This window comes from Aedoeadaptatus coli (assembly GCF_900343085.1).
GTDB classification, from domain to species: domain Bacteria; phylum Bacillota; class Clostridia; order Tissierellales; family Peptoniphilaceae; genus Aedoeadaptatus; species Aedoeadaptatus coli.
Map to the genome: position 1 here is coordinate 26,619 of NZ_OPYI01000012.1, position 24,571 is coordinate 51,189.

The following is a 24,571-nucleotide window of genomic DNA, read 5'->3' on the forward strand; positions in this document are numbered from 1 at the left end:
AAGCTTAGATGCGCCGACTCTTTTTCTTTAGCGGCCTCTGCTATAATGAGAAAAAAGGGGGAGATGAAATGAAAAAAGGATTATTCGCCGCGCTTCTCTTGCTTTTTTTGGTGGGTTGCACGGCGCCGGCGTCGCGAACGATCGATCATGTGATCTTTTGCGGTCAGCTCTTGGACGCGTCGGATTACATAGAAAAAGACGGCAAGGCATTTATCGACGAAGAGGTGGTCATGGAAAAGGCCTGCTACCTGCCCGTGAAAGACGATAAAAATGTGTCCTTTAAAACCATATCGGAAAAAATCATTCAAATACCCATTCGAAAAGATACCGTCCTCCGTCAAGGCGACAAGCGCTACGTGAACATGGAAGAGGTCTTTGAATCGCAGAAAAAGACCGTCTGCTACGATGAAGAGAAACATCTTCTCGTCCTGGGAACCTTCGACCGGAAGGATTTGGCATACAGCGACATCACGCAAAAAGAAACCCTCACCGGTCCCGCCATTACCTGGGATTGGCCGGTAGACGGCATCGAAGGGGTGGAAGTGGTAAAGGGCAAGGGCAGCATCGCCTTTAAGTTTAAAGCCACCGGCGAAATTTTAGGCACCATTGAAGAAAATCCCGAGAACTTTCCGAAAAAAGATCAGCTCCTCTTAGGCGCGAAAGAGGGAAACTATTTGGTGGCCACTGTGAAAGAAAAAGAACCGCGAAAACAGGGCGAGGTGCCGAGCCGTCGCTCCTATGCCATCGACAGCATTATGTCCCTATTGACCTCGGTAAAAATGTAAAAAAATCTATGATAAAGACCGAAAAAGCATCTCTACGGAGGTGCTTTTTTTGTGCCGTTGAAAAGTAAAGATTGAAATTAGAATAACCCCCTGTTTACGGTGGGAAAAACCTTGTAATCATGGGGATAAATTGGCAATGAGAGGATATATCATTCCTTCTCCGTTAACGAAGGTTAACGCAAAAAAATACACCGAATCCATTGATAAATTATATCGGCTTAATTAACATAATGATAGGAAAAATCAGTTAGTTTCTATTTAACCATAGACAGAAGGAGGAACATGAATGAAACGACCTATCGCACTCTTGTTGGCTTTTTGTATGTTGCTGACAAGTTTTCCTGTAAGGAGCGTCCACGCCAATGGGGCGAAGGAAGTGCCTCAGGGCATCGTCTTCGATACATCAGAAGGGGCCTTGAAAATCGGATTTGCAGGCAGCGAGCCCAGCGAAGCGCAAAGCGATTGGATGCGAAGCATCACGTCGATTAAAATAAACAAGCAATTCTATTACTTAGAGGGCGCGTCGGCAGGCGAAATGAATTACACCTTTGACTTTGATGAAGACGAAGGAAAGATCATCATCGACAACCACGTCCTCGTCTTGCCGGAGAATCCCATTGAGATCACGGCGCAAGGTTATACATTCTATCGAGGTGTGATCAAAAACGAAAACATAAAGCAGATGGCAGATGGCCTGACGATCACATCCATTGAAACAGGAAAATCCGCCACAGATCCCATAGGAACTTACGTCGGTGTTCGATTAAAATACGATCATGACTCCAACGGCGGCGCATTAACTTACTTATTAAAAAACAATGTGGAGCGAGCCGTCATCGACGGCAAGACGCTGAACTTTACAGGCAGCGACAATTATCCCAATCTTCTTTGGCAAGGCGGCGTCTTCCGCACATGGGATAAGATGAAAGATGCGACGGCCATTGTCGAGAACTTCGGTAACAACGCCGCTCACGAATTTAAAATCATCATGAAAGACGGCTCGGAAGTCGTGAAGACGGAAGAAGGTTATGTGGACGAGAACAATGAACCTGCGCCCAATGAAAAACTCAGCCAAGTGAATACCGGGGGCATGGCAGCCGGTTTGGAAATCGACGGCGTGGGAACGCCTGAAAAATTAGGCAACGCTCTGATTCTTTCCAGCGATACGCCACAAGAAGAATGGCATGGCAAATACTTCCAAAACATTCGCTACATTCTCGTCGACGACAACCAAGGCAATGAGTTAAGACCGGGTTATTCAAACTTCTTTGTCGATGCAAAGAAAGACACGAGAGACCTTACGTTGCTTAACGGGAAGCTTGAATTTGCCATGACGGGCTTAAAATTATTGGACAACAAGCCTCACAAAATCGTCATCGGCTTTAAAGACGGAAACACCATTACCTACACCCAAGCGGGCTATGTAGCGCCGAAAGACATTAAATTCGATGTGAGGAAATACATCGAAAAGGAAGACAAAACGCAAAAACCGGAAACGGGCAATGAAAACACATTGGCTAAGCGCTTCCAAATCGATCGCATCGGTTTCTCTAAAAACTGGAAAAAGGAATACGACTACAGTACGCCTAAAATTTTCTTTAAAAACCTTCCGCCTAAATCAGATACGGCGGAAAGTACGGCATTGGAAGAAGCCATGAAGGAAGCCAGCTTCCAAGTTAATGGTGGAGAAAAAATTACCAATGTTCAAGGCTGGATCACACGAGGTATGACCGAATGTTTTGAAGCCTACTCGACTAGTGAGTATGGCGGACCGGCTTTAGGAGAGGCGTTAAAACAAGCAGGGGAAGATCCCCATATTGTGGTCACCTTCTCCGACGGTTCCGTCTGGGACAACAAACCCGGCGAAAGTGGAAAGGAAACGCCGGCGCCTGAAACCGGAAAGAAAGACGAGTACCCCATTCAAAACATCATCTTTAAAATCAATGGAACCTCGCCTCAATTGGAATTGGATTTCGGTTCGGCTCAAAAGGCAAACGAAGTCGGTAACGAAATTAAGACCATTAAAATCAACGGAAAAGCTTACGATAAATCGACCTTCGGTTACAGCAGGGTCACCGATCACTACATTTCCAACGACGAAGCCATTGCCAAAGCCCTTTACGGCAAGAGCGAAATCAAAGTGGAAATTACCTACAATGACGGCACCACGGCGACCAAAACCGTGACCATTACGCCGGTGGAAGATCCCAATGCGCCGAAACCGCAACCGGAAACGCCCAAGCTCGTCACCAAAGTGGATGCAGCCACAGGTGTTAAAGCGGAATATATGTCCGATGTCTTTGAAGAGGGAACGGAATTAAAAGTAAAAAAAGTCGATAAGGCGAAATTCTTTGAAACCTATAAAAACGCGGACAAGGAAATCGACAAAGCAGGGAACTTTACCGCCTACGACGTGTCCTTCGTAAAGAACGGAGTAAAGCAAGGCACCATTAAGAATGTGAAGCTTTTCTTCCCCGTAGGCGAGCACAACAAAACAAGCGTCGCGTTGTACCAAGCCTATACTTATGAAGACGACGACGATCAAATGCAAACGGGAACCGACAAAGTGAAACCGGAAGTGGAAGGCGACTTTATTACCTACTCCACCAACTCCTTTATCACCTACGCCATAACAAGCGACAAGATGATCAAAAAAACCGACGACGCTGCGAAGGTATCCGTTGAATACCCCAAGGGCGCCTTCAAAGACGGCACTGAACTGAAGGTCGTGGGTGTCGCAGGCGATCAATTTGTAAAAGATAATGAGGCGGTAAAAGCCGTTGCTGAAAAAGCGAAGAACGTCACGGCTTTTGACATCAGCTTCTTACTCAACGGCGAGAAACAACAACCTGCACGTAAAGTCAAAGTGACTCTTCCTCTCGGGGCCCACGACAAAGACAGCGTGAAAGTTTACCATTTCGATAAAGAGGGCGCAGCAGCACCGGAGCTTGTAAACGATGTAAAGATCCAAGGAAACAACATCGTCTTTGAAGCGGATAAATTCAGCTATTACTTTGTAACTTCCGGCGTAAGGGAAGAGGCCGGGGATACGCGAAAGCTTAATGAACGCTTCGCCATTGAAGCGGTGAAACTTGAAACCTCCAGCTACGGCTCGAAATCACTAAAGATCTACTTTAAAAACTATCCGAAGCAAGGGGAAAGAGAAGCACAAAAGGCTTTAGCCAAGGCCATAAAGGAAGCCACGTTTATCGTCAACGGCAGCGAGTCCGTTAAGAATGTGGAAGGCTACTGCTCTTACGGCAGCGTCAATGGTTTTGACGTCATTAGCGACAGCTTACAAGAAGCCATGGAAAAGGCGGGAGAAAATCCCCACATCAAAGTGGTCTTCTCCGACAGAAGCGAGTGGGAAAATAGAAAAGCCGACGAAGCGCCTCCCAAGACCGATAATTTCGATTTGACGGACAAGCTTCCCAACGGCGAATATACGATTCACTTCACACCGACCCGAGAAGGAAGCACGGAAGAATTTACCATGATTACCGGTTTCTTCGGCGATCGCGGTTTATTAAAAGTCGAAGACGGAAAAATGTTCTTATCACTACGTGCAAAATCCAGCGAAAAAAATATGTTGGATTTAGCCATGAAATTAGGTGACACATTTAAATCCGGCACGAGAAAAACCGAAGGATTAGATCAAGGCCAAGCTATTTTCACTTTCGAAATTAAGGACTTGGATAAAGCACAAAAACTGGCAGCTCTCGTCGATATTATGGGCGGCAAAAAAGATCAATTCGGTCAGTTCGATAAGTACACGAAGGCCGACCTCCACTTTAAAGCCCCCATTAAAAAAGGCTTTACAGGCTACGACGATCCCACGGATCCCGAAGCACAAAAGAAGAGAAACGCCGACAATCTCACTTTGAAGCTTTTAGATGCCGGCGTAAAGGACTTGAACAATGACGGCAAGCTTTCCCCTGAAGAATTGAGTAAGGCGACGGGCCATCTGGATCTTTCCGGAGAAAAAATTGCCAAGACGCCGGATATTTCCATGTTGAAGGATCTCGGCCCCGGCGTTACGGGCATCGAGCTTTCAAGCAACGACATTACCGAAATTCCCGTAGGGCTTTTCGACAAGATGACGGGCATTACCCATATAAATATTTACGGAAACAAGCTCGAATCCCTTCCCAAGGGCATTTTCGATAACAACGAAAATCTCTCCACCTTATGGATGTCCGGGAATAAGTTGAAAGACTTAGACAAAGATTTACTGGCGAAAAACAAGAGAATCAAAGAGGTCGACCTGTCCAATAACGGCATTGAAAAAATACCGGAGGGCTTCTTGAAAGATGCAAGTCGTTTGGAAACCTTCTATGCTTCCGAAAACGAATTGACCACCCTAAACGGCGTTTTGGCAGACAACTATCGACGTTTAAGAGTCATTAATGTTAATGGCAATCAATTGACGTCCTTGCCGGAAGCATTCGGAAGCTATCATTCCTTGGAAGAACTTCGAGCCAACAACAACAAGCTGAAGGCTCTTCCCAAGACCATGGATAAACTAAACCGATTGGTCATCCTCGATTTGGAAAACAATGCGATTGAATCATTACCGGAAAGTCTATGGTTGAGACTTGCGGACAATGCCAACAAATACGCCACGAAATATCCGAATTTAATCGTCAAGGGCAATCTGTTGAAAGACATTCCCTTCGAAAAGATTGCGGAAAAAGCCAGCGGTCAACGGGTGCGCTTCAACAAATTCGACGTATCCTGCAACTACTTGAAATCCACGTTGACAGGCGACGAATTGGCCATCATTAGAAAAGCAGGCGTCATCATTAAAGACACCCACGACAATTATTATCAACCGCAACGTAGCGCCATCAATGCGCAAGTAAGCTATGCAGAGGGCAAAGTAAAGGTAAGCCAAGACTTGGATTTACTTCAAATGTTCTACTGGAATAGCGGCGACATTAACGATTGGAAATTCTTCAAGAGTCCCGGTGAATACAAGGCCTTTGTTGAAAACACCATTTATAAGAAGTACGGTATTCGCACAGGCAACGACCAATTAGGCATTGCACAAGTCTTAGATAAAGACGGATGGGATTGGAAGATCCAAAACATCATCGAAACGGTCGACGGAGAGAAGGCCACAGTCGTCTATAACGGTTTTGTAAAGAACAAGGGGCACAACGATGTTGAATCGGAAATTGATCCGGTGGACAGCTTAAACCCCGTCATTGAAGCTCAATTGGATCCCGGAGCAAACTACAAACTGACCCGTCGCCTATTGCTTTCGAAGAATAATTTCGAAACGGAATTTAGCTACACCCTGGAGTTTAAAACCCCTGAAGCGGCTGCCCACGATGGTCTCGCCAAGGTAAAGGATGCCTTAAGGGCAGCCATTGAAGCGGCAGAAGCGAAGCTCAACGACGGCAAAGAGTACACCGAGGAAACCGAGCAAGCAGCAAGGGAAAAGATAGCGGCAGGGAAAGAAGCTTTAAAAGGCAGTGATGCAGCGGCCATGAACAAGGCGAAAATTGATCTTGAACATGCCGTGAAGGCCCTTAAAGAAAAGCCGAAAGCAAGCCAAGAAGACGAAAAACTTAAAGAAGCGAAAGGGGCTTTAACCAAGGCCATTGAAGCCGCAGAAGCCAAGCTGAAAGACGGCAAAGACTATACTGCTGACAGTAAGAAAGCGGTAGAAGAAAAAGTGGCAGCTGCTAAAGAAGCATTAAAAGGAAACGATGCCGAAGCCATGAACGCGGCGAAAGCTAATCTTGAAAATGCTGTGAAGGCTCTTAAAGAAAAGGAAGTTGTTCCACAAGAAGATGCGAAGCTTAAAGAAGCGAAAGCGGCTTTAACCAAGGCTATTGAAGTGGCAAAAGCTAAATTGAAGGACGGCAAGACCTACACGGCTGAAACGAAAACGGCTGTGGAAAAGGCCATTAACCAAGCGGAAAAAGATGTAGCGGGAAGGGACACAGCGGCCATGAACAAGGCGAAAGCCGATCTTGAAAAAGCGGTGGCAGGCTTAAAAGAAGCACAAAAGCCGACGCCGCAGCCGACGCCGCAACCGCAACCGACGCCTCAACCGAAGCCATCACAAGATAAGAAAGACAAGTCTAGTGGTTCCTCTTCCGTTTGGATCGGGCACAGACCTGGCGGAAATTCTCAATCCGCTCCGACGAAAGCTCAGGAAAGCAAATCGGTTGAAAAACCGAAGACGACGGAAACAAAACCCGGTTTTACGGTTCACGTGCTCCAAGAAGCCTATGTCAAAGGTTATCCCGACGGAAGCTTTAAACCGAATCAAAAAGTGATTCGTTCGGAAATCGCCACCATGCTGGCGCGTTTTATAAGTGTAAGCGGCGATTTGCAAAAAGCCCTCGCAGACATTCGCACCACGGACTGGTATTTCGACAGCTTTAAAACCTTAATCAATGCAGGCATTATCACCGGCTACGGCGACGGCACTTACCGTCCCAATGAAGGTGTAACCAGGGCCCAAGCGGTTACTATGATCGCCAGATTAAAAGGTCTTCAACCGAAACAAGGCGGATTTAAAGATGTTCCCGCAAACGCATGGTATGCAGGTTATGCCGGAGCCGCTCAAGAAGCGGGCATCGTCGTCGGCTACGAAGACGGATCCTTTGGCGGAGACCGCGTCATTACCCGTGCGGAAATTATCGCCATAATCAACCGCGCGTTCAATATTCCCAAGAAACAATCCCGGAAGGCGTTCAGCGATTTGCCACAAAACCACTGGGCTTACGAGGACATTCAAAAAGCTGCAAACTAAATACGGAGAAAGTAAGAAAGAGAGGATGCTCATCCAATGAGTAAACAAGGAGTTCGTATCAGACGATTTGTCATACCTGTGGTATTAAGTTTCTTAATGCTCTTTACAGCGATGATAAGTCCCAGCTTTGCAGCCGCTCCCGAGGGGGCGGCCAAAGCTGCCTCCTTTGGCGACAAAGATCCATCGGAAAAAATCACCTTACTCGTGGCGCTGAAAGAGCGCAAGCGAGAAAAAAGAACGGGATTACCGTCGGTGGATGCCGAAGATTTAAATACAAGAGAAAATATTCGCGCACAAGTGGCCTATGCCCGCGCGGCACGAGAAACTTTTTACAATAACTTAAAGTCGGCCAAAATCCATTACGAAGTGGTGGAAACCTACGACGTGGCCTATACCGGCGTCGCTCTGGAAGTGCAGCGGAAAGAAATTCCCGCCATTGAAAAAATGGCGGACGTCGCCTCTGTGGAAATTTCCCAACAGTTTAAGGCGCCGAAAAAACCCATCATGCCCCGCTCCTTCGGGAAGACGGACACCTCGTCCAATAATATGGTGGAAGCAGACAAGGCGTGGAAAAAAAGCTACGCCGGAAAAGGCAGTGTCATCGCCGTCATCGACTCCGGCGTGGATCCTTACCACGAAGCCATGAAGCTCAGCGACCCGGGCAGTGGTCGAATCAAAAGCCAAGGCGAAGTGAAGAAGTTGATCGACGACTTGGATATCGCTCGCGGCGAGTATTTCAGCTCGAAGATTCCTTTCGGCTATAACTACGCCAACAAATCCACCTCCATCAAAGAATTTGATCCCATGAGCCACGGCATGCACGTCTCCGGCATTGTGGCAGGGAACAGCAAAAAAATTCAAGGGGTGGCGCCGGAAGCACAAATCGTCTTTATGCGCGTTTTCGGCGGCGGCGTCTTCGGTGGCGGCACCACGGCGGAAATTTATACCAAGGCCATTGACGACGCCATTAAACTGGGCGTGGATTCCATGAACATCAGCATCGGCTCCCCTGCAGGTACGGAAGATTACGTCTTCCCCAACACCGTGCTCGCCCTTGAAAAAGCGAAGCAAGCGGGGATTCTCGTGGCCATTGCGGCGGGGAACAATGGATTCTTCGGTTATTCCCCCGGCTCAAATGCCAAGCCGAAAGCGGAAAATCCGGATATCGGCATGTTGGCCGACCCCTCTGTCAGCCCCAATTCTCTTTCCGTAGCCTCCATTCAAAACATGCAGGTGGCTAAAAAAGGCATTCAAATTAAGGGCGACGACCGCGTGTTAAGTTTCCAACCGACGACCAATGGGAAGGTAACGGATCAATGGGTTTCCCTAAAAGATTGCGGTTACGGGCGGCCCGATGATTTTAAAGAACAGGGCGATAAAAGCACCTACGCTCTAATCGAGCGCGGCGAGCCGGGCCCTGTTGCCGGCGATCCCCTTTCCTTTACGGATAAGATCAACAACGCCAGGGACAAGGGCTATGCAGGCGTTATTATTTACGATAACGAGCCGAATATGCCTTTGATTCAAGTGGAAGCGCCGGGGACGACGATTCCCGCGGCCTTCGTTACGCGTAAAGACGGCCTCTATTTAAAGGACGTCGTCGCAAGAAATTCCCAAGCGCAAATTCGTTTTAACGACGAATATATCTACAGCCTAAGCGAAGACGGCGGCCAACCGTCGGAATTTTCCTCCTGGGGCTTGACGCCCAATGGCAATTTGAAGCCGGACATTGCGGCACCGGGCGGCGGCATTCTTTCTTCATTAAATGACAATCAATACGGCGTCATGGACGGTACTTCCATGGCGGCACCCCACGTCGCCGGCGGCGTGGCCCTTGTGAAACGACGGGTAGAGAAAGACTTCCCCGATATTCACGGTGATAAGAAGTATGATCTCATTAAAAAACTTTTAATGTCTACGGCGCAACCTTACAAATACAAGGACTCCGGCGCCTATGCATCGCCCCGCCAACAAGGCTCCGGGCTTATGCAAGTGGATAAAGCGATTACGGCCACCGCCTTTATCGAAGGATCCCACGGTTTAACCTCCATAAACTTAGGCAAAAACTTAAGCGGAGACAAGGTCACCGTGCCTTTTAAAATCGTCAATTTGTCCGATGAGGCGAAGACCTACACCTATTACGGCGTGTTAAATACGGACAAAGTCGAAGGCGGCAAGATTCTCTTGCGTCCCGAAAAAATTTCCGAAAGCGAAAAGAAAACCGTCACCGTAGGTGCACACGAAGCCATGGAATTAACGGTGGAACTTCCCGTAAGGGGGCTGGATAAGCTGGAGCAAACCATGCCTAACGGCTTCTTCCTGGAAGGTTTTGTCTTCTGCGAAGAACAAGGCGGCGTGAATTTGTCGGCTCCCTTTGTGGGATTCCACGGCAATTTCGACAAGCTGGAAGTGGCGGAAACGCCCCTTTACGATTTAGTGAAGGCAGGGAAGCGCTCCTACTACTACGACAAAGGCGGCGAAGACGATTACTACGGCACCAATATCGGCGGCGAAATCGACAAAAACCTCATCGTATTGGGTGCGCAAGCAAAATCGACGAAGGCAAATCCGATTTTTGATAAAGAAAAGATCGCCTTCTCGCCCAACGGCGACGGACGCGTGGACAAAGCTATTTTCATGGCGACCTTCCTGAGAAATTTCGGCGGCGTCGAAATCGCCATTAGAGATCATCAAGGCAAGCTCGTTTATTACAGCAAAAATCCGGAAGACCACGGTGTGAAAAACTTCTTCGTGGATCCGAGAGTTGGAAATATGTTTGCCAATAATATGATGACCACCAAGCCCCACTGGCAATGGAGCGGCAACGATTTATCGGGCACGCCCCTTCCCGACGGAAAATACTACATGACGGTAAAAGTCGCCGCCGCTGGAAAATCCATCGGCGCAGACAGCCAAGTCATGGAATTTCCCATTACCATGGACAGAGTGTATCCCCGCGTGAAGAAGGCATACTTTAACGGAGACAAGAGCACCTACACCGTCGAATCCATCGAGGAAAACGGCTCCGGCATTTTATCCGTGCTTTTGAAAAAAGGCAAAGACAGCATCGAGCCCAAGGTGGAAAACGGAAAATATGTTTTCGACTTAAAAAATATAAAGATCGACGATTACGAAGTGGAAATCAACGACCAAGCTCGCAACGATTTGCACTATCCCCTGGCGAGCGGCGAACGTACCGGTGGCGAACGAAGCGTGCGCATCAAGGCATTGACGGGCAACGATCCCGTGCCGGCAGAAGCCTTTACCTGGACGGTACAAAGTCCGGAGGGAAAAATCGAAGACCCCAACAATCTTTCTCCCGGCAAACACGTACTTGTGGTCAATGTAAAAGACGGAAACTACAAATTAATCGGCGAGAAAACCCGGGAATTTGAAATCCGACAAGACGAACTTGTTAAAGAGCTGGAAGTACGTTTCGAATCCGTGGACACGGCAGAAGTTCATATCAGTTTGACGAATCCGGACAATGCGAATGTCTCCCTACTGGTAAAAAGTAAAGACGTGGAAGGTCAGGAATATGTACCGACCATTGTCAACCCCGGCCTTCAAACCATCAAGTTGCCCTTAGGCAACTACACCATCGATGTTAGCGGCATTCAGAAAGGCTATTACGCTATGGTCGACGGCGGCGAAGATTTTACCGTCGACAGTCAAAAGCTGCTGACGAAGAACGTGAACGTTCGCAGCATCGAAAGCAAAGAACTAAATGTTCGCTTAAAACGCAATGGCTATGAGGGTGCCCTACGCTTAAAGTTAATCGGTCAAGACGTGTACCGAACGGAGCAAAACATTGAATTTGCACCGGGACAAACTGAAAAGAACGTGCGTCTTGATTTCATCCCCTCCAATGTAGAGCTCCAAGATATGGAAGACGGCTATTACGGATTGGCGAAGCGTTCCAAAACATGGGCTGCCAATGCGAATGCAAGTGCTTGGAGCGTCACCCTTACGCCCCTTGAGGAAAAAGATCCCAATTACGTCGATAAGAACGCACTTCGCGCACTATTGGCCAAGACTCGTGAAGTCGTGGCCAACAAGTCGGAATACGCCATGGAGACGGAAGAAGATATTCGCAATTGGAAGTACATCGACCTCTACCTGCCTATGGCGGAACAAACTTTAGCCAACGACAAGGCAAGTCAAGACGACGTAGACAAGGTGTGCAACAATTTAAGAGATGGCCTCAGCAAGCTGCGCAAAAAAGGCGAATCTCGCTTCGATCAATCGAAATTAGAGAAGGCCATTAAACGGACGGAAGGCTTAAAGGCCAATGACTATACCGATGAATCCTGGAAAGAAGTTGAGAAAGCCCTAAAAGATGCGAAAGTCATCCTTCAAAAACCCGACGGGAAAAAGAATCAAGACGTGGTGGATATTGCCGCCATGGATCTGAATGAGGCCCTTGACGGATTGAAACGAAAAGACGATGCGGCTTTAGTAGACAAAAAAGTATTGGAAGACGCGTTGAAAGCTTACAGAGAGGCCCAATACAAGGCAGAGGATTATACGCCGGAATCCTTCGACCGCTTGGAATTGGCAGTGGAAGCGGCAGAAGAAATCTTCAATCGCCCCTTCCCCGCCCAAGAAGATGTCAATGCCGCGGCACAGGAATTAACCGATGCCATGGCGAAACTTCACTCCGTTACGGGCAAGAAGGAGCGGGAAGCTGAACGCGAAGCGTTGAAACAAGAACTTTTGGCGGCGCGCGAGCTGAAAAAAAGCGATTATACGCCAAAAACCTGGTTGCAATTGCAAGAGCGCATCGTCTTCGTACAAAAGATTGCCGATGACGAAAATTCCAGTTTGGACAGTTTGAAACACGGACGGAAGACCTTAAAAGAAGCCATCGATCTTTTGGAAAAACCCTCGCAAGAAGTGGAAAAAACGGAAATCTACGAACTTCCCTTTAGAGCCCTTCACGCAAGCAAGGATCAGGAATCGATGGCCGCCGGCGTCTTCAAATCCCCTGCGAAGGTGATTAAGACAACGGACAAAGAAGGCAAGGTTCATTACCGTGTCGTCGTCAACTGCAAAGTTCTTCCATTTGGGAACACGGAAGGTCATTTAAAAGACATTCTCTTTGCTTCCTCCGACGGGGAAGGCAAAGTGGACGCCATGCCCGTCATCGACAAAGTGACCGATGCCATGGGCGACTTAAGCTCGTTCACCATCGACATGGACAAAGACCCTCGTCCGGAACATTTCGTAAAAGTAAAATACGTCATCGGTAACGGACCGGGCTTTAACGAAGATATCATGCGTTTAAGCTATGATATCGCTAACATGAAGAAGATCGAAGAATCGGAAGAAAAACCGCCGAAGGTGGACGACGGCCTTGAAAAAGCAAAAACGGCTTTGAAGGAGGCCATTGAAAAAGCGGAAGCAAAACTTGCCGCCCCATCGTACACGGCGGAATCGAAAGCCAAGCTTGAAGAGGCCATTCATTCGGCCAAGGTAGCATTAGAAGGCGACGATGCATCGGCCATGGACCTGGCAGTAACGTCTGTTTACAACGCCATGGATCAATTGGTAAAAGAAACGCCGAAGCCTGAGCCGACACCGGATGTGCCGACGCCGAAGCCGACGCCTGATGTGCCGACACCGAGGCCGAATCCTCAGCCCAATGTGCCGACACCGAAGCCGAATCCCGTTCCGAAACCGAATCCTTGGCCTCGCCAAGAGCCGAGAGGCGAATCGCCCGCGCCTTCTTATCGCCCGAGCCATCAAGCATCGGCGCCTGAGGTAAAACAAGCGGAGGCAAAGAAGGAAGCGCCGAAGCTTACGGAGCAAAAAGCCCACAGCTTTACGGTGAAAGCGCCTGAAAAAGCGTATGTAAAAGGCTTCCCCGATGGCAGCTTTAAGCCGAACAAGGAAGTGACCCGCGGGGAAGTGGCTCAAATTTTGAATCAATTCATTCAAAACAGCGACGCCTATCGCCTGCCGAAAGATGTAAGCGGCAGTGAATGGTACGGAAATAGCGTGGCTCGACTCTACGGCCTGTCCATTTTAAACGGCTACAACGACGGCAATTTGCGACCGGAAGGAAGCATGACCCGCGCGGAACTTGCGGCCATCATGACCCGCGTCTTAAATCTAAAGGTGGACAACGCCCGCTTTAACGACGTGAAAGGCAGTGCATGGTACAACGGCTACGTCGGCGCCGTGCAAAATGCTGGAATCATTCAAGGCTACCCCGACGGCACCTTTGGCGGCGAGCGCACGGTCACCCGCGCGGAGTTGGTCGTCATTGTAAATCGCGCCTTTAAGGTCGTCGGAAGACCCGGAACGATGCAATTTAATGATGTTGACGCCAATCACTGGGCCTATAAAGAAATTCAAAAGGCAGCCAATTAACCATGGAGGGGTGCGGATGATTCCGCATTCCTTTCCATGATTAAAAAATGATTGAACGCAGGGCAAGAAAAACTTACAATGAAAAGGTGTATGAAATGATAAAACATATCAATGATTTCATTGGAAGGATGACGCAATGACGGATTTACGTTTAACAGAACAACAACAAAATTATTTGCTTTGCTTTACCGACGAGCATCCCAGTCGCACGATTATTGACTTAAGTCAAATCTTTGCGTGTTCCAGGCCCAATGCAAAGAAAATGCTGGACCGCATGGTGAAGGCGGGGATTTTGTATAAGCAGAAAAATGACTACTACGTCACCGAAATCGGCACGTTGATTAAAGACAAATTGGAGCGGGAAAAGCAATTGCTTGCCCTAACCATGCAGGGTATTTTCGGCATTGAAGAAGATCGGGCCACGATCTTCTCCTCGCAGCTGATCGGTAAGGGAGAGAATTGCATCGCCTGTTTCCTGTCGCAAAAATCGAAGCTCTTCGAGCATTTGCCGGATCCCGGAGAAAAGGTGGACGGAGATTTTCTTCTCGAGATTTTGGATAAGAAAACCTATCCCGTGCACCTGACGATTTTTCAGCAACATGTGGACGAGGCGGAATCGGCGATTCGCCCGTCCATGGCCAATAAGGTTTTCGAAAACACGGCGGAGCTCGTCATCGGCGACTCGCCCCACGTGGTATTCACCACCCGTCCTCTAAAAAAAGAGCACAAAGGGCATATGAAACACGGTGCGGTCAAAGAGTTGGTCTACCAAAAAGACGGAGAGAGCCACGCCATTGCCTTTAAAGACCGACGGGCGGAAATTCCCTTGGATGTTTTCGGCCAGTGGACCTATTTAGGCGGCGGCGTGCTGATCGCCTACACTTGGTTCCGCTCCTATGCGGCGGTGAATTTTTCCGGCCACCGAGCCGAAGCGAATTATCTCTTGGTCTTAAATCTTGCACAGTGTTAATGAAAGGAGTGGATTGTTGAAAATACTATTTATGATTCTGGGCTTTCTCTTTACGGGAATCGGCCTCATCGGCGTGTATCTGCCGGTGCTTCCCACGACGCCCTTTTTGATTTTGGCGGCGGCGTGTTTCGCGCGGGGCTCGGAAAAATTTCACAGATGGCTCACGGAATTGCCCCTCTATCGAGAAAATGTCGAGCCCTTGCTTGAGGGAAAGGGCATGACGAAGGAGAAGAAGTGCAAATTTCTGGCGCTGATTACTTTTCTTCTCGCTGTTTGTTTCGTGGTGGTTCCCGTAAAACACGCCCGCATGGCCCTGGCCCTGGTGCTGGTGCTTCACTACTACATTTTTTTGAAGCGCATCCCTACGCAGTCGGCGGCAACTGCAGAGGAATAGGATTTTAAAGGATGGGGACATGAAACGATATAAATTCATACTTCTGCTTGTCCTCGCCATTTTACTTATTCCCGGCGGCGCATGGGCGAGCGGGAGCACAGTGAAAGTGATGCTTTTAAAGAAGACGGAAGACGTCCCTTCCATGGCGCAAAAGGCGTTAAAGCCGGAGGCGAAATGGATTGAAAAAGGCAATGAACATCTGCTCACCCTGGAATTTTTGCCCTTGGACTTTATGGGTACCCGCGGCTATTTAGGCGAAGTCACCGTAGAGGGTCAAAGCGTTCAGGTGGCGGATTACTACAAGGATTACGACGGCTACAACGACCCGCAAAAGGGAAGCGATCCCCGAGTGAAGGGCAAGTTTTACCCGAAGACCGTCACCTTTTCCGTGGATCCCAATCGCGCCATTTACGACTTGAAGTTTTATGTGCCGGTTATGGGAGAAATGGGTTTTGGCGAGCAGGAGGCCCGTTTAAAAATCGACTGGCCGCACAAGGGCGGCGAAAAGACGGAGCCTGCGGCGAATAAAAACACGCCCCCTTTGACCCCGTCGGCGCCACTTGATTTCGAAGATGGTTTGTATGCCCTCGATGTGGCTCTGTGGCACGAAACGGAAGATAAGCCTTCCATGGGCAATGGCGCCCTGGATCCGAAGGCGGAGCTTTTCGTTAAAGACGGAAAAGGAACCTTGTTTTTAGGCACGAAGACGTTAAAAGTTTCGAATATACAGGCCTCGTTGAGTCGCGTGTTTTATGAAACCGACGAGGGATTTTCCGCGGCAGCCCCTCTCTGCTTCGATCTGAAGCCGGAGAATGAGCCGCTCCCTCGTCCGCGAATCTTTGCCCTGCCCCTCGAGGAAAAGAAGGCCATGATTCGACTGAAGGTGGATCCGAAAGTGGCCCCGATGGGAGATGAGCCTTTAAACGCGCGATTAAAATTGGATTTTCAAAGCGTGAAAAAAATCGAGGCCGACGAAAACACCTTGGCCCATCGGGCGGAGGTGGGACCGAAGAAGCCTTCTTTTGCCCAAGCCCATCGCTACGCGGACAAAGGCGTGGTGCTCTCTGTGCCTGAGGGCGCCTTTAGCGAAGGATTTGAATTTTACGCCAACGCCCTTAACGGGCGTGACCTTCAAACCGCACTCGGAAAGCTCAATCTTCCTGCGGGAACCAAGGCGTACAATCTGGCCTGCCGAAAGCCCGTTGAAAGGATTCCGAAAGATTACACCGGCTCGGTTCAAGCCTTGGGAACCAATCTTTCGCCGCAAAAGCCCGTGGCGGCAGCCATTCCCTTTCAAGGGGCCGTGGCGGAGATTTACAACGAAAAAGGGGAGAAGCTTCCGTCAAAAATAAAAGAGGGAAGCATTCATTTCACGACGAAAAGCTTGGGCACATTCTTCATCAAAACGGCGAAAACCCCTTCAAAGCCCGTCACAAGCAGTGGCCTGAAGATGAAGCCACAGGCAAAGCAGAAGGCCGTGAAGCCGCCGAAGGGACAGGGGCCGAAGCATGTAAAATCGACTGCCCCGCCCCCTGCAACATCGACGAGTGCGCCCACGGCTGCAAGTTCGTCGACACCTGAGTATTCAACGGCGGATGGGGACGCACCGGCTTTTGCAGAAGGCGCCTATGATGTAGGCGAGGAGGCTGTGGCCGAGGAAAGCACCCAAAAGGCGCCCTTGGACGAAGAAGACATGCAAGAGAAAGAGAGGCCGGGTCTGATTATTTTTTGTTTGACGATTATCTTCGCCGCCCTGGGAGGTGGCGCATACATGACGAGAAAGTATTACCGCATGTATATGGACGAATTGATCTATGAAGCGGAAAGAGAGAGGGAGAGCCGATGAAAAAGTTATTTTCTCTTCTTCTGGCCTTGCTGCTCTTCGTTCCGGGCATCGGCTTTGCCGAAAGTCCTTCCATTGTAGAAATGCATGCCGCTTACAGCCACCCGGTTACCGGGGCCATTGAAGATGCGGGGAAAAACGAAGGCATCGGCCAAGGCATGGCGGAGGGCGTACTTGACCCACAAGCCCTTTACGAGGAAGTGGGCGAAAAACACCTTTTAACCATTCGCCTCCACATGATGGACAATGTGTCTAAAGTAAGCATTGCCGCGCAAAAACGCGGCGCGAGCGGATTCAGCAATGTGTCTTACGACTCGCCTCAAGGCGGCGGGGAGTGGAAAGATTTTCGCTTTCAGCTGCCGGCGAAGGATTGTGTGATTCGCCTGAGTCTGTTTATCGACGCCATGGGGCGGGAAGTGGTTTTCTACGGCGACATGGGAAATAGGACGCCGGGGAATACGGATTTCGTCTTGTCGCAAGGCGCGGCCCAAAAGCCCCCAACGGAACAATCGCCACCGGCAAAAAGTGCAGTCGGCGCCAAAGCGAAAGTCGACGGCGCATCTCCGGCTGCTGCGGCGGCCCAAACCCCGTCCCCTGTGGCAAAAAGTCCGACGGCAGAGGCAGCCGGTTCCGAAAAAGCTGCCCCAACCCACGGCGGTGCCTCGGGCCTCGGCGATACGGAAAGCGACATCGGTTACGAACACGGTCTTTTAACGGAAGATTCGCCGGAGATAAAATCCCTTGAAGGCGGCGCAACCGTCGAGGGCGACAAAACCGAAGCGCCAAAGAAAAAAGCCCCTTGGGGGCCTGCGACGCGAATTGTTTTTGCATCCATGATGGCGATTTTGGTCTTTGTGACTTGCGGCGCCCTGGCGGCCGGCGGCCTGTTCTATGTTTTGGCACAGAAAAAGCGCCTGCTCAATGAATTAAGAGAGGAAGATGACGATGAAGACTTCAGTTTTGAAGATTTTTAGCATCGCTTTCATCCTCGTTCTGCTTACCGGCTGCGTGAACCAAAAAGAAAAGCAACAAAAGCGAATCGACGGCGATCACGCCCGCATCATCACCACATCGGCGGCTTGTGCCGACATCATGGACAAGCTGGATGTGGACCTCGTCGCCATTGCGGAATCGCAATTGCAACCGCCGCCGGAGCGTTACAAAAACCTTCCCACCATCGGAATGGCCATGAGCCCGGATATGGAAAAAATTTCCTCCATGAATCCGGACTACGTTTTTTCCCCGGCGAGCCTCATGCCCGACCTCTTGCCAAAGTATCAGGCGGCGGGCATCCACTTCGGCTTCGTGAATTTATCCAATGTGCCGGGGATGTATCGCTCCATCGAGGACTTGGGCCGTCTTTTAAATCGAGAAAAAGAAGCGGAGGTTCTCGTAAAAGATTACGAAGACTTCATGAAGGATTTCAAATCGCGAAACAAAGGGCCCGCCCCCCGCGTCTTGATCCTCATGGGCCTTCCCGGATCCTATGTGGTGGCGACGGACAAATCCTATGTGGGCAGCTTGGTCAAGCTGGCCGGGGGCGAAAATGTCTATCCCGATGAAGATCAGCAGTTTTTAACGGTGAACACGGAAGATATGTTGGAAAAAGATCCGGACATCATCCTCCGAACGGCCCACGCCATGCCCGAGAAGGTGCACGAAATGTTTCAAGACGAATTTAAAACCAACGATGTGTGGAAACACTTCCGCGCCGTAAAGGAGGACAAGGTGTTTGACCTTAACACGAAGCTATTTGGTATGAGCGCCAATTTTTCCTACAAAGAGGCGCTGGGAGATTTAGAAAAGGTGTTCTATGGACAAGGGAATTGACGAATTAAAACAAAAAGTACGCAGGCGATGGATTTCCTTCGCCGCAGTGGCCGTCCTCCTCATCGTGGTCTTTTTCTTCTCCCTGACGGCAGGCTCTTTAAAATTAGGCGTGGGTCAAATCCTGCGGGGGCTTTTCGTCTCCTACGACGGAGACGTGGCGCGGATTTACGATTTGCGCTTCCCGCGTGTGTTTATCGCCATCTTGGCCGGTGCGGCCCTGGCCACATCGGGAACCCTTTTGCAGGCAGTGATGAAAAATCCCTTAACGGATCCCGGGATCATCGGCATTTCCGCGGCGGCAAACTTCGTGAATTCCATGGTTCTGGCTTTATCCCCTGCCCTTTTGGGCTTCTCGCCCCTGTTTTCCATCGCCGGCGGCCTTTTCGCCTACTTTTTGATCTACACCCTGGCATGGGACGGCGGCGTGCGGCCCACGCGATTGATTCTCGTGGGCGTGGCGCTGAACATGACCTTTATCGGCATCGGCGAAGGCATAAAATCCGTCATGGGACGAAATTTAAGCGCTACCCAGGCCATTATCGAAGGGAATGTGGCGCAAAAAACCTGGAGCGATGTGCATATTCTGTGCCTATACGTAATTGTCTTTTTGATCGTGTCCCTGTTTACCATCCGCTCCCTGAATCTATTGAGCCTGGAAGATAAAACCGCGCGGGCCCTGGGCGTGCGCGTGGATCGCGACCGCTTTATCGTGGCCCTCATCGCCATTATTTTGGCGTCGGTCACCACATCGGTGGCGGGGGTCATCGGCTTTTTGGGCCTTATCGTGCCCCACATCGGCCGGGTTCTCGTCGGGGGCGATCACAAATACCTCTTGCCCTTTAATATGCTCCTCGGCAGTTTGATCTTGCTTCTGTCGGACACGGTGGGGCGCATCGCGGCCTATCCCTACGAAATACCGGCGGCGGTGATTATGGCCGTCTTCGGTGGGCCCTTCTTTATCGCATTGTTGAAGCTGGGAGGCGAAAACTATGGAGATTAAAAACCTAAGCTACGCCTACACCAAGGGCCATTTGATTTTAAACAAGCTCAATTTAAAAGTGACACCCGGCGCCATTACCACCCTTATGGGCGCCAACGGCTCGGGAAAATCCACCCTTTTAAAAATTATGAGCCGCCAAATGAAGCCGAGCCGCGGCCGGGTGCTTTTGCACGGAAAAGATATCTTCTCCTATCCGCCGAAAGACTACGCCCGCGAGCTTGGCATCGTGCATCAACAAAATCGCATCATCGGCGATTTAAAGGTGAAAGACTACGTTTCCTACGGCAGAAACCCCTACTTAAAGCCCCTGCAGAAGTATTCGGCGGAGGACATGGAAGAAATCGAGCGGGCCATGGAAATGACCGGCATCACGGAATTGGGGCAAAGGGAAATCAGAACCCTGTCCGGCGGGCAGAAGCAGCGGGTGTTTATCGCCATGGCTTTGGCGCAGTGCTCCGATATTCTTCTGCTGGACGAGCCCACTACCTATTTGGACATTAAGTATCAGCTGGAAATATTGCGTCTGGTAAAGAAGATCAACGAAGAGCGCAACACCACCATCGTCATGGTGCTCCACGATATTATGCAAGCCATTAATTACTCCGATGAAGTCATCGGCATGTACCACGGCAAAATCGTCTACCAAGGCGATCCCAAGGAGGTGCTGAACAGCCGCGTGATCAGCAAACTCTACGACACGGAGCTGGAGCTGATCGAGGTCGGCGGCGCGTCCATTGTAAAACCCAAGGAGGATTAGATGAAAGGATTTATAGCCTACTCGTCGAAGACGGGAAACACAAAGCGCATGGCACAGTACCTGTACGACGCGCTGAAAGAAAATCGGGATTTGGTCCTTTTGGATTTAAAGGACAAGCCGGATCTGTCGGGATACGACTACGGCCTTCTCGGCGGCTGGTGCGATCGGGCCTTGCCCGACAAGGCGGTGATGAAAGCTTTGGAGCGCGCGCCGAAAAAACTGGGTCTTTTTCTGACCTTGGGCGCCATGCCCGATTCCGAACACGGGGCGCGGGCCATGGAAGGCCTTAAAAAATGCCTCGCCGATCACGAAAAAGAAAGCTTGGGCACCTACCTGTGCCCCGGGAAAGTGGACGAAAAATTGGCCGCCCGCATCGATTTGCTCGTCTTCGTGCCGAAGGATGCGCGGGAGCAGATGAAAGAGGCTTCCGAAAAATCCAGAGAGGCGACGGAGGATGAATTGAAGGAAGCGGCCGTGTATTTTACAGAACAATTGGAAAAAGGAGGAATTCGATGAAAAAACAAAAGACGAGTTTAGCCTTGGCGGCATTAATGGTGCTCCCTGCCGTGGCTCAGCCCATTTTTTCGACTCAGGTTCAGGCTTACGGAGCGCCGATGGTCGCAAGGGAAGTGGCGCAGACAAGGCCTTTGTCAGAAAATAGTCTGTCGGCAAATGAAAGCAATGGCGAAAAGAAACCGGGCGGGGAAGGACAAACGCCCGAGGAGAGCGGTAAGACCCCGGACAAGCCTCAAGACAAAAATAACGATCAATCCCGAAGCTACGAACTCCCCGTGAAATTAGTAAGAGTCGGCGGCGGAAAATCCATGGCCGCCTCGGCGATAAATAAGACGGCGAAGGTGGAAGTCGCCAATGGCCGCTACACCTACTACGTTCAATTCATTCCCATGAAGGTGATGGACAAGGAAGGTCACCTGACCAATCTCTTCTACTACGACGGCACGGAAAAGCGCCAAGCGACGAACCATGGCAATGGATTGTGGTCTTTCACATTGAACGAGAAAGTGGAATCGCAAAAGATCGCCATTTGGGTAGATATCATGGACGAGTTAGCAGGCGGCAATCCCGGAGCCGGTGAACAAGACGCCTGCTTGAAATTCGATTTTTCCGGCATTAAGGAAGACAAACCTGAAGACGGCGATAAGAAACCGGGCGGGGAAGGACAAACGCCCGAGGAGAGCGGTAAGACCCCAGACAAGCCTCAAGACAAAAATAACGATCAATCCCGAAGCTACGAACTCCCCGTGAAATTAGTAAGAGTCGGCGGCGGAAAATCCATGGCCGCCTCGGCGATAAATAAGACGGCGAAGGTGGAAGTCGCCAATGGCCGCTACACCTACTACGTTCAATTCATTCCCATGAAGGTGATGGACAAGGAAGGTCACCTGACCAATCTCTTCTACTACGACGGCAAGGAAAAGCGCCAAGCGACGAACCGTGGCAACGGATTGTGGTCTTTCACATTGAACGAGAAAGTGGAATCGCAAAAGATCGCCATTTGGGTAGATATCATGGACGAGTTAGCAGGCGGCAATCCCGGAGCCGGTGAACAAGACGCCTGCTTGAAATTCGATTTTTCCGGCATTAAGGAAGACAAACCTGAAAACGGCGATAAGAAACCGGGCGGTGAAGGACAAAAACCAGACGATGGCGGAAAAACGCCCGAGAAGCCGAAGGACGGCAACGAGACCAAGCCCGAAGATGGAAATAAAGACAAGCCGAAAGACGGCAACGAAACCAAGCCGAAGGATGGAAATAAAGAAAAGCCGAAAGACGGCAACGAGACCAAGCCTAAGGATGAAAACAAAGACAAGTCGAAGGGTGAAAATCCCCTCGACAAAAAGGACGAAAAGAAAAAGGCTCAAACCGTTCGCTACGAACTCCCTGTGGCATTGACCAAAGTCGGTGGCGGAAAGTCCATGGCCGCCTCGGCCTTGAGCACCTCTGCCACGGTGGATTTCTACAACGGCCGCTACACCTATTATGTTCAATTTAAACCCTTGAAGATGAACAATATGGAAGGTCGTCTGACCAATCTCTTCTATTATGACGGCGGCGCGAAACGCCGAGCCTCTTATCACGGCGACGGCCTGTGGTCCTTCACTTTACAGGAGAAAGTCCAATCCCAAAAAATTGCCCTTTGGGTGGATATTATGGACGAGCTGCAAGGGGGCAAGCCCGGAGCCGGCGAACAAGACGCTTACCTGCAATTTGACTGGAACAGCGCAAGGGAAACGCGTCGCATCGACGGCGAAGTGAAGACGCCTGAAAAGCAAACAGAAGAGAAGAAAACGGAAGACAAGAAAAAAGAAGAGCAGAAGTCCGCTGAAGAAAAGAAAAAGGAAGCCCTCAAGGCGAAAAGCGAAAGAGAACGCAACGCTGTTTTGACGCAATTCAAGGATATCGGCGCCGATCACTGGGCCCTTAATGCCATCGCCCACAGCGTGGCCCGCGGCTATTTTAAAGGAGAAGGGGAAGGCCGTTTCGCACCGAACCGCGCCATAACCCGTGCAGAATTTGTCACGATTCTCGGAAGAAAAGCGGGCATCACCCCAACCGGCGCATCCACCGCTTTCGGGGATGTGAAAGCCGATGCCTACTACGCCCCCTACGTGGCTTGGGCCGAGTCCAAAGGCATCGTCAAGGGCACAGGCTTCGGAAAATTTGAACCGAACCGCACCATTACGCGAGAAGAAATGGCCGTGATTTTGGACAAATTCCTCGCCGATCAGAACAAAACCTATTCTTCGACAAACAAAGGTCAGTTTAATGACGGCCTCAAGGTATCATCCTGGGCAAAAGAATCCGTCGAAAAAATGACCAATCAAGGCCTCTTGTCCGGCGTCGGAAACGGAAATTTCGTGCCGAAAGGCAGCTTTACCCGTGCCCAAGCCGCACAAGTGTTGTACACCATTGATACCAAAGATATGAAATAAGGAGAGCGACGATGAAAAAATTCCTAACCTTGGCCCTGGCCCTTGTATGCTTACTGGCACCCAATGTGGCCCGCGCCGAATCGAGCAAAACCTACGACGTTCCCGTGGCATTAAAACATGCCACAGCCGAAAAAGAATCCATGGCCAACAAGGCCCTTTCTCCCGTTGCAGAAGTGAAGGAAGAAGGGGGCAAGTTCACCTACAAAGTCTATGTAAAGCCCCTGAATTTCATGAATCAACAAGGAAATTTAACCAATCTCTTTGTCCTCACGGGAGGCCGTAGAGAAGCTACCGGCCTCGCAGGCAAAGGCGAATACACGAAATGCTTCACTTTTGAAAGCGGAGCAAAAGAAAACATGGTGGACGTCGCCGTATGGGTAGATGTCATGGACCAAATGCGAGGCGGCACGCCCGGTGCCGGTGAACAAAAGGCGCGCCTGGTTTTCGACTGGTCTCAAGCAAAAATGACCAAAGCGGCGGAATCGAACAAAACCCCCGAAGCCAAAGGTGACAAAAACGCCATCACCATTTTGGTCAACGGCAAGGAAGTCAAAACAGACAGCCCTGCATTTATCAAAGACGGTCGCACCATGGTGCCTGTCCGCTTTATCTCTGAAGCCCTGGGGCTGAAAGTGGGTTGGGATCAAAAAACCCGCACGGTCACCGTCGACGAAGGCGCAAAGGCCATGAAACTTACCATCGGCTCGAAGAAAATTGTTCGCGCCGACGGCAAGGAAACGGCCATCGACGTGCCCGCCATGATTAAGGGCGGCCGCACCATGGTGCCCATTCGCGCCATCGGCGAACTTTCCGGCGCCAAAGTGGACTGGAACGCAGCCAATCGCGAAGTCATCATTCAAAAATAGAAGGGAGCCGGCGCCTTCGCCGGCACTT

At 50.1% G+C, this 24,571-nt stretch carries 13 protein-coding genes; all 13 read left to right on the top strand.

The window, feature by feature from the left end; translation table 11 throughout:
* Positions 1-68: 68 nt before the first annotated feature.
* On the top strand, positions 69-785 hold the full coding sequence (locus DG046_RS07365) for a hypothetical protein (RefSeq protein ID WP_108831865.1): 717 nt from the start codon (positions 69-71) through the stop codon (positions 783-785).
* Between the two features lie 286 nt (positions 786-1,071).
* Complete coding sequence (locus DG046_RS07370; protein ID WP_108831866.1) at positions 1,072-7,554, top strand: S-layer homology domain-containing protein; 6,483 nt, start codon at positions 1,072-1,074, stop codon at positions 7,552-7,554.
* Positions 7,555-7,590: 36 nt separating this feature from the next.
* The gene (locus DG046_RS07375; protein WP_108831867.1) at positions 7,591-13,929 is read left to right on the top strand and encodes a S8 family serine peptidase; all 6,339 of its coding nucleotides are present in this window, start codon (positions 7,591-7,593) and stop codon (positions 13,927-13,929) included.
* A gap of 136 nt (positions 13,930-14,065) precedes the next feature.
* Positions 14,066-14,899 (top strand): MarR family winged helix-turn-helix transcriptional regulator, encoded by an 834-nt coding sequence (locus tag DG046_RS07380; protein ID WP_108831868.1) that lies wholly within the window; start codon positions 14,066-14,068, stop codon positions 14,897-14,899.
* A gap of 16 nt (positions 14,900-14,915) precedes the next feature.
* On the top strand, positions 14,916-15,293 hold the full coding sequence (locus tag DG046_RS07385; RefSeq protein WP_108831869.1) for a YbaN family protein: 378 nt from the start codon (positions 14,916-14,918) through the stop codon (positions 15,291-15,293).
* A gap of 19 nt (positions 15,294-15,312) precedes the next feature.
* Entirely contained in the window at positions 15,313-17,139 is a 1,827-nt protein-coding gene (locus DG046_RS07390; RefSeq protein WP_108831870.1) for an NEAT domain-containing protein, read from the top strand.
* Complete coding sequence (locus tag DG046_RS07395; RefSeq protein WP_108831871.1) at positions 17,136-18,110, top strand: heme-binding Shp domain-containing protein; 975 nt, start codon at positions 17,136-17,138, stop codon at positions 18,108-18,110. Before DG046_RS07390 ends, DG046_RS07395 begins: the two co-directional genes overlap by 4 nt.
* Positions 18,082-18,966, top strand: a complete 885-nt coding sequence (gene isdE / locus DG046_RS07400) for a heme ABC transporter substrate-binding protein IsdE (RefSeq protein ID WP_108831872.1) — start codon at positions 18,082-18,084, stop codon at positions 18,964-18,966. The genes DG046_RS07395 and isdE overlap by 29 nt, the downstream gene beginning before the upstream one ends.
* Positions 18,950-19,966 carry a FecCD family ABC transporter permease gene (locus DG046_RS07405; protein ID WP_108831873.1) on the top strand — a complete coding sequence of 339 codons (1,017 nt, stop codon included), beginning with the start codon at positions 18,950-18,952 and terminating at the stop codon, positions 19,964-19,966. Before isdE ends, DG046_RS07405 begins: the two co-directional genes overlap by 17 nt.
* The gene (locus DG046_RS07410) at positions 19,956-20,723 is read left to right on the top strand and encodes an ABC transporter ATP-binding protein (protein WP_108831874.1); all 768 of its coding nucleotides are present in this window, start codon (positions 19,956-19,958) and stop codon (positions 20,721-20,723) included. The genes DG046_RS07405 and DG046_RS07410 overlap by 11 nt, the downstream gene beginning before the upstream one ends.
* On the top strand, positions 20,724-21,239 hold the full coding sequence (locus DG046_RS07415; protein ID WP_108831875.1) for a flavodoxin family protein: 516 nt from the start codon (positions 20,724-20,726) through the stop codon (positions 21,237-21,239).
* Positions 21,236-23,677, top strand: a complete 2,442-nt coding sequence (locus DG046_RS07420; protein WP_108831876.1) for an S-layer homology domain-containing protein — start codon at positions 21,236-21,238, stop codon at positions 23,675-23,677. The genes DG046_RS07415 and DG046_RS07420 overlap by 4 nt, the downstream gene beginning before the upstream one ends.
* An 11-nt stretch (positions 23,678-23,688) precedes the next feature.
* On the top strand, positions 23,689-24,543 hold the full coding sequence (locus DG046_RS07425) for a stalk domain-containing protein (RefSeq protein ID WP_108831877.1): 855 nt from the start codon (positions 23,689-23,691) through the stop codon (positions 24,541-24,543).
* The last annotated feature ends 28 nt before the right edge of the window (positions 24,544-24,571 follow it).

Excerpts from the sequence above, each read along its gene's own strand:
- DG046_RS07365 (WP_108831865.1), top strand. The coding sequence starts at position 69 with ATGAAAAAAGGATTATTCGCCGCGCTTCTCTTGCTTTTTTTGGTGGGT.
- DG046_RS07370 (WP_108831866.1), top strand. The coding sequence starts at position 1,072 with ATGAAACGACCTATCGCACTCTTGTTGGCTTTTTGTATGTTGCTGACA.
- DG046_RS07375 (WP_108831867.1), top strand. The coding sequence starts at position 7,591 with ATGAGTAAACAAGGAGTTCGTATCAGACGATTTGTCATACCTGTGGTA.
- DG046_RS07380 (WP_108831868.1), top strand. The coding sequence starts at position 14,066 with ATGACGGATTTACGTTTAACAGAACAACAACAAAATTATTTGCTTTGC.
- DG046_RS07390 (WP_108831870.1), top strand. The coding sequence starts at position 15,313 with ATGAAACGATATAAATTCATACTTCTGCTTGTCCTCGCCATTTTACTT.
- DG046_RS07395 (WP_108831871.1), top strand. The coding sequence starts at position 17,136 with ATGAAAAAGTTATTTTCTCTTCTTCTGGCCTTGCTGCTCTTCGTTCCG.
- isdE (WP_108831872.1), top strand. The coding sequence starts at position 18,082 with ATGAAGACTTCAGTTTTGAAGATTTTTAGCATCGCTTTCATCCTCGTT.
- DG046_RS07405 (WP_108831873.1), top strand. The coding sequence starts at position 18,950 with ATGGACAAGGGAATTGACGAATTAAAACAAAAAGTACGCAGGCGATGG.
- DG046_RS07410 (WP_108831874.1), top strand. The coding sequence starts at position 19,956 with ATGGAGATTAAAAACCTAAGCTACGCCTACACCAAGGGCCATTTGATT.
- DG046_RS07415 (WP_108831875.1), top strand. The coding sequence starts at position 20,724 with ATGAAAGGATTTATAGCCTACTCGTCGAAGACGGGAAACACAAAGCGC.
- DG046_RS07420 (WP_108831876.1), top strand. The coding sequence starts at position 21,236 with ATGAAAAAACAAAAGACGAGTTTAGCCTTGGCGGCATTAATGGTGCTC.
- DG046_RS07425 (WP_108831877.1), top strand. The coding sequence starts at position 23,689 with ATGAAAAAATTCCTAACCTTGGCCCTGGCCCTTGTATGCTTACTGGCA.